Source organism: Thiohalomonas denitrificans (assembly GCF_016841685.1).
Taxonomy (GTDB): domain Bacteria; phylum Pseudomonadota; class Gammaproteobacteria; order Thiohalomonadales; family Thiohalomonadaceae; genus Thiohalomonas; species Thiohalomonas denitrificans_A.
On record NZ_JAENYR010000044.1, the window covers coordinates 22,668 to 32,029 of the forward strand.

The following is a 9,362-nucleotide window of genomic DNA, read 5'->3' on the forward strand; positions in this document are numbered from 1 at the left end:
CATCCCGGTAGGTCGTATTCACACGTACCGGCTATCAAGGACTTAGTTCGCTCGCCGGCACCAAAATGTGAGTATGCGTTTACCCTGTGCTCAGAGGGGAGAGAGTTCGTCCATCGGCCAGCGCGGGCGGGCGGTGAAGGAGAGGGGTTCGTGCTGGCCGGCCTGCAGTCGCAGGGCACCGGCGTACGCGATCATGGCGCCGTTGTCCGTACACAGTTCCGGTCTCGGATAGTAGACACGACCACCCTGATCTTCCGCCAGGCGCTCGAGGCGCTCTCGCAGGTGGACGTTGGCACTGACTCCGCCGGCGACCACCAGCCGTGTCAGTCCGGTCTGTTGCAGTGCCCGGCGGCATTTGATCGCGAGCGTCTCCACCACGGCCAGCTGGAAGGCTGCGGCTACGTCGGCTCCCGCGTTGGGGTCGTCCCGGTGCTGGTGGATGGTGTTCAGGGCAAAGGTCTTCAGCCCCGAAAAACTGAAGTCGAGCCCCGGCCGATCGGTCATCGGGCGGGGAAAGCGAAAGCGCGAAACATCGCCCCTCTCCGCCGCACGGGCCAGGGCCGGGCCACCCGGATAACCCAGCCCGATCAGTTTGGCGGTCTTGTCGAAGGCCTCGCCGGCGGCATCGTCCAGGGATTGGCCCAGCATACGGTAGCGGCCGACCCCCTCCACCTGTACCAGCTGGGTGTGTCCGCCCGAAACCAGCAGCGCCACGAAGGGGAATTCGGGCGGATCGCTCTCGAGCATGGGGGCCAGCAGGTGCCCCTCCATATGGTTGACGGCCACCGCCGGAACTCCAAGGGCAAAGGCCAAGCTGCGCCCTACTGCCGCTCCGACCAGCAGTGCACCGACCAGACCCGGCCCGGCGGTGTAGGCCACGCCGTCGATACTGTCGAGGGTGACCCCGCTGTCGGCCAGGAGCTTCCGCGCCAGTGGTACTACCTTCCGCACATGGTCGCGGGAGGCCAACTCAGGCACCACGCCACCGTATTCGGCATGCATCGGCACCTGGCTGTGCAGGACGTGTCCAAGCAGGCCCTGTTCGGTGTCGTAAAGGGCGACGCCGGTCTCGTCGCAGGAGGTCTCGATTCCCAGTACACGCATCCGCCCATTTTCGCGTTACCGGATGCTGAGGACAAGAAGTTTTGCATTCTGGCTATTGGGCCATTAAACTTCCGTGTTCCCCCGACTCCGGGTAAAGTTTGTGTCAAATTCTTCTACGAGGTGAAGAAGTACATATGCCTTCCGTACGTGTAAGAGAGAACGAGCCGTTCGACGTGGCGCTGCGTCGCTTCAAGCGTAGCTGCGAAAAGGCCGGTGTCTTGTCCGAAGTGCGCCGCCGTCAGGCCTATGAAAAGCCGACCGCAATCCGTAAACGCAAGAAGGCCGCTGCCGTCAAGCGCCAGCAGAAGAAGCTGTCGCGCGAACAGTCTCGCATGAAGCGTCTGTACTGATTCGTCTCGGAACCGCTAAACCATGGCCGAGAACCTTAAACAGCGTCTCCAGGACGAAATGAAGGCCGCAATGCGGTCCAAGGATAAAGAGCGCCTCACAACCGTGCGTCTTATCCTGGCCGCCATCAAGCAGCGTGAAATCGATGAACGTATCGAGCTTGATGACGCCGACGTCCTGGCCGTACTGGACAAGATGGTCAAGCAGCGTCACGACTCCATCACCCAGTACCGGGATGCCGGACGCGAGGAGCTGGCCGCCAAAGAAGAGGCGGAGCTTTCGGTCATTCAGGAATTCATGCCGGCACCGTTGTCGGAGGCGGAACTGGATGGCCTGATTGATCAGGCCGTCGCCGACTCCGCCGCCGTGTCCATGAAGGACATGGGCAAGGTGATGGGCGCCCTGAAACCAAAGGTGCAGGGGCGCGCCGACATGGGCGCACTCAGCGCCAAGGTCAAGGCCAAGCTTTCCTAGGAGCCTGTCCGAGAACATCATTTTTTGTAGGTTGGGGTGAGTTATGCGAACCCCAACGCTGATTTTGTTGGGCTTCGTTCCTCAGCGCCAACCTACATTTTGGAGCCCGTTACTATTCCCGGACAGGCTCCTGGTCTGTCGGGCGACTGAAAGTGGCCGTCGAACCCGAGGGGCATGTGGCTGGCAAGATCCCGCAGACGTTTATCGATGACTTAACCAGTCGCGTTGACATTATCGACGTGATCGATAGCCGTGTGCCCCTGAAAAAGGCCGGCCGCGAATATAAGGCCTGCTGTCCCTTCCACCAGGAAAAAACTCCCTCTTTCACAGTTAGCCCGAGTAAGCAGTTCTACTATTGCTTTGGCTGCGGTGCTCACGGCACCGCAATCGGCTTTTTGATGGAGTTCGAGCACCTGTCGTTCGTGGAGGCCGTCGAGGATCTGGCTTCAGCGAACGGGCTCACGGTTCCGCGTGAAGGGGGCCAGAAGGGGGCCTGGCCGGTCGAAGAAAGCAATACGGGAGAGCTCTACCGGCTTCTCGAACAGGCTGATCGCTTCTATCGGAAACAGCTTCGGGTTCACCCCCAGGCGGCACAGGCGGTCGAATACCTGAAGGGACGGGGTCTCTCCGGCGAGATTGCCGCGGAATTCGGTATCGGTTTCGCACCGCCCGGCTGGCACAATGTCGGAAAGGCGCTGAGCAGTGCCCGCCCAGCCGATCTGGTATCTGCCGGTCTCTCGATTGAGAACGATGGAGGGCGCCGCTACGACCGTTTCCGGGAGCGGGTGATGTTCCCGATTCGCGACCGCCGGGGGCGGGTGATCGGCTTCGGCGGGCGGGTTTTGGGTGATGGGACACCCAAATATCTCAATTCACCGGAAACCCCTGTCTTTCATAAGGGTCGAGAGTTATATGGGTTGTGGGAGGCGCGGCAGGCGCTCAGGCAGTTGCAGCGCTTGTTGGTGGTGGAAGGCTACATGGACGTGGTGTCGCTGGCCCAATTTGGGGTCCGTTACGCCGTGGCCACCCTCGGTACATCGGTAACGCCTGACCACCTGCAGCTGATGTTCCGCGCCACCTCCGAGGTGGTGTTCTGTTTTGACGGCGACCGCGCGGGGCGCGATGCCGCCTGGCGGGGACTGGAACACGTTCTGTCGCTGATCGGCGAAGGTCGCCAGGTGAAGTTCATGTTCCTCCCCGAAGGCGAGGATCCCGACACGCTGATTCGGGAAATCGGCCGGGAAGGATTTGAAGGGCGGGTCGAACGAGCCCAGCCGCTGGCCGATTTCGTGGTGGACCAGCTAAGCGGACGGGCCGATCTGAGCCAAATCGATGGCCCTGCCCGACTAGTGGAACTTGCAAGGCCGCTGTTGTCAAAAGTCCCCGTAGGAGCTTACCGCACGGCACTGGCAGAAAACCTCGCGTCGCGAGCGAGAATGGGCGTGGCCGAGGTGAGCGAACTATTGGGCTTCGGGACTCCCAGGGGTCGCTCCGCAGCGGGTTCGCGAAGGCGACCTGCGAAAATGCGGGACGACCGTGCCACGTCGCCGGTACGCCATGCGATTTCGCTGCTGCTTCAGCAGCCCGGACTTGCCGCTCATGCGGGGAGGTCCACCCGTTTTGCCGGACTTCCGCTTCCGGGCGCCGCTTTGTTGGGCGAAATGCTTGAACTGGTGCAATCCAGGCCGCATCTAACAACCGGCGCCCTGATCGAACATTGGCGCGAGCGGTCCGAAGGGCCGCATCTGGCGAAGCTTGCAGCGCGTGAACTGCCCCTTGATGATGCAGAGGCGCTGCAGTGCGAATTTGAGGAAACGTTAGAGCGAATCGACCAATACCGGGTCGAGTTCCGCCGTGACGAATTGACTCGAAAGCCGTTCCGGGAGTTAACCGGTGCGGAGAAAATAGAATTGCAACAATTGCTTACAAGCAAAACGCCGTGAACGACTTTAAGACTCATCGCTAACAGCCGAATAGAACTCGGTAAATCCACTGGCGGATCCAAGTAGAGCGTCTATAGTCTATAATATTGCGTTTTTGTGTACGGCCCACTCCAACACGATTCAACCAGCGAGTGACGCGATGATGGATCAAGAACAGCAGTCTCAGCTTAAGCTCCTGATTGCCAAAGGCAAGGAGCAAGGCTACCTGACCTATGCGGAGGTCAACGATCACCTGCCGAACGACATCGTCGATCCCGAACAGATCGAGGACGTCATCAGCATGATCAATGACATGGGGATCACGGTGCATGAGCAGGCGCCGGATGCCGATAGTCTGTTGATCGCCGGCGATGCCGTGAATACGGACGAGGATGCCGCAGAAGAGGCTGCCGCCGCTCTCGCAGCAGTGGATGCCGAATTCGGCCGCACCACCGATCCGGTGCGCATGTACATGCGCGAGATGGGTGCCGTTGAGCTGCTGACCCGCGAGGGTGAGATCAAGATCGCCAAGCGCATCGAAGAGGGCATCGCCCAGATGCTGAAGGCGCTCGCCAGTCACCCGGAAACAGTCAATGGACTGCTGCGTGAATTCGAACAGGTGGAGCAGGGTAACCTCCGCATGGCCGAAGTCATCGCCGGCCTGATCGATCCGGATGAAGACGAAGAGGCGAGTAAGCCCGCTGCTGCCGATGCCACCTCCGATGACGAAGAGGCCGAAGAAGATACCGGTCTGGATGTCGAAGAGGTCCGTGTGCGTATGGCGCGCATCGCCGATCTGCGCGACAAACTGGTAGCCTCCCTCGAGAAGAACGGAAAGGACCACAAGAAGACTCTGGAGCTTCGCCAGGAGCTGGTCGATGCGTTCATGGAGGTCAAGCTCGCACCCAAGCTGGTGGATCGCCTGGTCAACGCCCTGCGCAACCTGGTGACCCGTATCCGCACTCAGGAGCGTCAGGTCATGGAGCTGTGTGTCCGGAATGCGCGGATGCCGCGCAAGGCGTTTATCTCCTCCTTCCCGGATAACGAAACCAATCCGGACTGGCTGGATCAGCACCTGACGGGCGGCAAGGAGTACGCGAAGCATCTCGAAGAGTACGCCGAAGATATTCGCCGCACTCAGAACCGGCTCGTGCAGCTCGAAAAAGAGTGCCGGATGACCATCACCGAAATCAAGGACATCAACCGCAAGATGTCCATCGGTGAGGCCAAGGCGCGCCGTGCCAAGAAGGAGATGGTGGAGGCCAACCTGCGTCTGGTGATCTCCATCGCCAAGAAATACACCAACCGCGGCTTGCAGTTCCTGGACCTGATCCAGGAGGGCAATATTGGCCTCATGAAAGCGGTGGACAAATTCGAATACCGCCGCGGTTACAAGTTTTCGACCTATGCCACCTGGTGGATCCGGCAGGCCATCACCCGCTCCATCGCGGATCAGGCCCGCACCATCCGTATCCCGGTGCACATGATCGAGACCATCAACAAGCTCAACCGCATCTCCCGCCAGATGCTGCAGGAGATGGGTCGCGAAGCGACACCGGAAGAGCTTGCCGAGCGGATGGAAATGCCGGAAGACAAGGTTCGCAAGGTCCTGAAAATCGCCAAGGAGCCGATCTCCATGGAGACGCCCATCGGCGATGACGAGGATTCGCACCTGGGCGATTTCATCGAGGACGGCAATGTGCTGTCGCCGGTGGACCACGCCACCTCCTCCGGCCTCGGTGAAGCCACTCAGGGCGTTCTGGAGGGGCTCACGGCCCGCGAATCCAAGGTCCTGCGCATGCGCTTCGGTATTGACATGAACACCGACCACACGCTCGAAGAGGTCGGAAAGCAGTTCGACGTGACTCGCGAGCGCATCCGTCAGATCGAAGCCAAGGCGCTGCGCAAGCTGCGCCACCCGAGCCGCTCCGAAACCCTGCGCAGCTTCCTCGACTCCGAGGGAGGGTGACCTGAACCCGCACCGCTGGGTATAATCCATGCGCCCGAAGGCAAACCCTTCGGGCGCATTTGTTTGCAGGGCCTATAGCTCAATGGTTAGAGCAGTGGACTCATAATCCATTGGTTCCAAGTTCGAATCTTGGTGGGCCCACCATTAAAACAAGCACTTACGTGAACGGGCCAGAAGTAGGTGTCCGTCGTAGGTCGGGTTAGCGCAGCGTAACCCGACATCCCACCTCACTCACTTCCCACACCCTCATCGATAACGACCCCACTTCCCCAATCGGCCGAATAGATACCCGCCTCCACGTCCCGCCGAAAGCTTGAAAACGGCCACGCCAACGGTAATGCCACGTAACCGTGCTTCACCGGGTTGTAATGGATGTATTCCACATGCCGGATGAAATCGGTCTCGTCGCGCAGCAGGTGTTCCCAGTAGCGATGCTGCCAGAGCGCCTGCTCCCCCTTCTTCGTTCGCGCCGGATTCTGGTTTACCCTCAGCGCCGGATCGCAGTGCTTCGTAAACCAGGTCTTTATCAATCGCCAGCGCGTCGCGAAGTCAGCGTTTTCCGGCGGTAATGTCCAGATGCAGTGAATGTGATCGGGCAATACGACAATCGCGTCCACACGGAATGGTCGCTTGTTGCGCACGACACGAAATGCCTCGCGCAGGACGCCCACCGCCTCGGACGATGCCAATATCGGCCGTCGCCGTTCGGTGACCACTGTGAAGAACCAGGAGCCGCCGGGCATGAAAGCGCGTCGGTATTGCATCGGTTGCGGTAGCCCTCCCGTGACGGTTTTCGTCGGGTTACGCTTCGCTAACCCGACCTACGATTGCTCATGCCCCCGGCAACCCCGCCATGAAATCACGCATCTACGAACCGATCAAAAAAACACGTAGGGCGGGTTAGCGCAGCGTAACCCGACATCCCATGCTCATGTCGCCAGGGCGGCTAGGCGTGCGTGGTACGGCCCGTCGCCCATGAGGTCGAGGCTGCGGGCGAGTCGTCGACGATCGGCGGGGCGGGGTAGACCTTCGAGGGCGGCGAACACCCGTTCCACCTGTCCTTCCTCGACCGTCCCGGTAACGGGATGGCCGAGACCCATGATGTATTTGCCACGTTGCAAATCGGCGAAATGCTGCGGGTCGTCCTGCATGGCGCGAAAGAGCACTGTGGCCGCCTCCAGGGCCAGGTCCAACTCGTCCCACTCCCCCCGTTTGCCGGCCTCCAGCAGATGCAAATACTGGTATGCGGCCAGTGACATCAGGCCCGAGGTGATGCCGGCCCGCTGGCGTCCCTGTCGGTCGTAGCCGGGGCCTTCGCGTAGTGCGCGCCCGATGTGCGGGTCCCAACCCTGGACAATCTTCAGATGGGCCAGTTCGGGGTGGGCGAGAAAGCGGGCGGTGCTGGCCTCGTAGTCCGCCTCGGTGACCTTGACTGCGACGATGTTTGCGCCGCCGGGGCCGGCGACCAGGCGGGCTGCCGAATCGGGAGTCAGTGGTACACCGCTGACGTCGGGAATGCTGTAGAGGCCGACAGCCAGATTGCGCTCGGTGGCGGCGGCGACCAGGGGTGTGAGCTGCTCGCTGACCCGGGTGTTGTCGGCTGCGGGCGGCAGATTGGTGCCGGGACGCAGGAAGACGACCGGGTAGCCGGCATCGGCCATCAGGTCGAGCAGGCGGGCATTGGCCGTTACACCGTCTTCGGGACGCAGCAGCGCCATGGGGACGGTGTTGCCCAGCCGGGCCCGGGCCGCGCAGCGCAGCCACGCCTCCAGTTCCTCCACAGTGCGCAGGTGGCCCTGGCCGGTGGAGGAGGCGATGAGCACGCCTTCGACGCCCAGCGCCGCCAGGCGTTCGAGAAAGGCGATGGTGCGCCCCGCGTCCAGCTGCCGGCGCGGCAGCTCGCCGCGAGTCGGATCGAAACAGGCCACTGTCGCCCGGGGATAGTGGCCAATAGGGTCGGCAATCAAATCGGCGCTGGTAAGCAAAATACCCCCCTCATCGACGTATTGCGAATGATCGGTATGATGGAGGATAGCTTACCATCTCATCCTGAAGACCGTCCGTGTAAGGGGATAACCATGCAAGATCTCGAACAGACGCTCAAAACGCTGGGACTGCCCGTCCACGACAACCATCACCTGCCGTCCTCCACCCGCGCCTTTCCCGACGGCGGCCAGTTCCGCATCGAGATCTCCGGCGTGGAGCGGGTCTCCGCTTTCGAAACGCTGATCGCCGAAGCGGAGCAGCAGCAGGTCCCCATCCATCGCATTATCGCCACTGTTGGCGGCGCCACCTACCTGACCTGGGCGGAATTGTACGATTTCGCCCAACTGGCGCGGGAGCAGCGAATCGAAGTGGTGATGACACCGGGTCCGCGACGCGGGTGGGATGGCGGCCGGCAGATCGCCACATCCGAAGGCCTGGTCTCGGGCATGCGTCTTCGCGGCATGGACGGCGTGCGTCACTGGCTCAAGGATATCGAGCGCTGTGTGGAAGCAGGCTTTCGCGGCTTTTTGGTGGCCGATGAAGGGGTGCTGTGGCTTGCCGACCAGCTGCGCCAAGAAGGAGTCATCCCTGCGGAGGTGATCTTCAAGCTCTCGGTCTTCGCCGGTCACGCCAACCCGGCGGGCGCCCGTGTCGCCCAGCAGCTGGGCGCCGATACCTTTAACCCGCTCGCTGACTTGAGCCTGGCGATGCTCTCGGCCATCCGCACCAGCATCGAGATCCCCATGGATATCTATCTCTGCCTGGTCAACGCTATGGGCGGCTTCGTTCGCTTCTATGAGGCGGCCGAGATCGCGCGTATCGCGGCGCCCTGTTATTTCAAGATCGAACCGGGCCCCTCGGAGGAGGTGATCTATGCGCCGTGGAATGGGCCCGGCTATCACAATGAGATGATCCGCGAACGGGTGCGCAACGCGGCGGTGGCCCTGGAGCTGATTGCGCGTGAAATCCCCGGCCTCAAGTGCTCGCCCACCGGCGGCGACGACCTGGCGGTGCCGCGTTAACGCCGGCTCGTAAAAGAAAGAGGGATCATTTTCCTGGCCCGGAAACTTCACGAACTCACCGCGAAGCTTCCGCTCCTGCTCACGCCCTTACCTACATCCCTGTAGGCGAAGACGCCAAGAGCGCAAAGAATTCAATTGCTTATCGGCATACATGACCGAGAAACAACGGAAACAGCAGAACCTCGGCGATAATGCAAAATGCATTTTTAATCAAAGCTTTGCGTCCTTTGCGTCTTTGCGGTGAATAATCCGGGCTAGGAGCCTGACGGACTTGACCGATCGTAGCGAGGGAAAGCCGGCGACAGATTTTCCGATCTTTCGAGGCGAATACGACTGCATGGACGCAGTCGGTAGGGCGAAGCAGGATGCCCGAGCCGAGTGGGTCTATTCAATGAGAAGGGTAACTGCTCACTCCCCCGTCATTCCCGCGGAGGCGGGAATCCAGAGAGCAGCGGCATGGCTCAAAATGGATCCCCGCCTGCGCGGGGATGACGACGGAATTTCGCCAGGTCTGAGGGGCCACGGGACTGGATCCCC

8 protein-coding genes and 1 tRNA gene are annotated in these 9,362 nt (G+C 61.1%); 6 read left to right on the forward strand and 3 right to left on the reverse strand.

The window, feature by feature from the left end; translation table 11 throughout:
* Window positions 1-90: 90 nt before the first annotated feature.
* Window positions 91-1,104, reverse strand: coding sequence for a tRNA (adenosine(37)-N6)-threonylcarbamoyltransferase complex transferase subunit TsaD (tsaD, locus tag Q7L05_RS10765; protein WP_303906048.1), 1,014 nt, complete (start codon window positions 1,102-1,104; stop codon window positions 91-93).
* 134 nt (window positions 1,105-1,238) lie between these two features.
* Here tsaD and rpsU point away from each other — a divergent pair, with 134 nt between their 5' ends.
* From rpsU to Q7L05_RS10790, 5 genes are all read left to right on the forward strand, one after another.
* A complete protein-coding gene (gene rpsU, locus Q7L05_RS10770; protein ID WP_092992945.1) occupies window positions 1,239-1,454 on the forward strand; it encodes a 30S ribosomal protein S21 in 216 nt (71 codons plus the stop codon).
* A 22-nt stretch (window positions 1,455-1,476) separates the two neighbouring features.
* Entirely contained in the window at window positions 1,477-1,926 is a 450-nt protein-coding gene (locus tag Q7L05_RS10775) for a GatB/YqeY domain-containing protein (protein WP_303906053.1), read from the forward strand.
* Window positions 1,927-2,078: 152 nt separating this feature from the next.
* Entirely contained in the window at window positions 2,079-3,869 is a 1,791-nt protein-coding gene (gene dnaG, locus Q7L05_RS10780; RefSeq protein WP_303906056.1) for a DNA primase, read from the forward strand.
* Between the two features lie 139 nt (window positions 3,870-4,008).
* Complete coding sequence (rpoD, locus tag Q7L05_RS10785) at window positions 4,009-5,817, forward strand: RNA polymerase sigma factor RpoD (protein WP_411293335.1); 1,809 nt, start codon at window positions 4,009-4,011, stop codon at window positions 5,815-5,817.
* A 68-nt stretch (window positions 5,818-5,885) separates the two neighbouring features.
* Window positions 5,886-5,961 (forward strand) — tRNA-Ile (locus tag Q7L05_RS10790).
* Window positions 5,962-6,044: 83 nt separating this feature from the next.
* Here Q7L05_RS10790 and Q7L05_RS10795 read toward each other — a convergent pair.
* Window positions 6,045-6,581, reverse strand: coding sequence for an REP-associated tyrosine transposase (locus Q7L05_RS10795; protein ID WP_303906059.1), 537 nt, complete (start codon window positions 6,579-6,581; stop codon window positions 6,045-6,047).
* A 165-nt stretch (window positions 6,582-6,746) separates the two neighbouring features.
* Complete coding sequence (locus Q7L05_RS10800) at window positions 6,747-7,802, reverse strand: dihydrodipicolinate synthase family protein (protein WP_303906061.1); 1,056 nt, start codon at window positions 7,800-7,802, stop codon at window positions 6,747-6,749.
* A gap of 93 nt (window positions 7,803-7,895) precedes the next feature.
* On the opposite strand from Q7L05_RS10800, the gene Q7L05_RS10805 reads away from it, so the two are divergent.
* Entirely contained in the window at window positions 7,896-8,825 is a 930-nt protein-coding gene (locus Q7L05_RS10805) for a hypothetical protein (RefSeq protein ID WP_303906064.1), read from the forward strand.
* Window positions 8,826-9,362 lie beyond the last annotated feature (537 nt).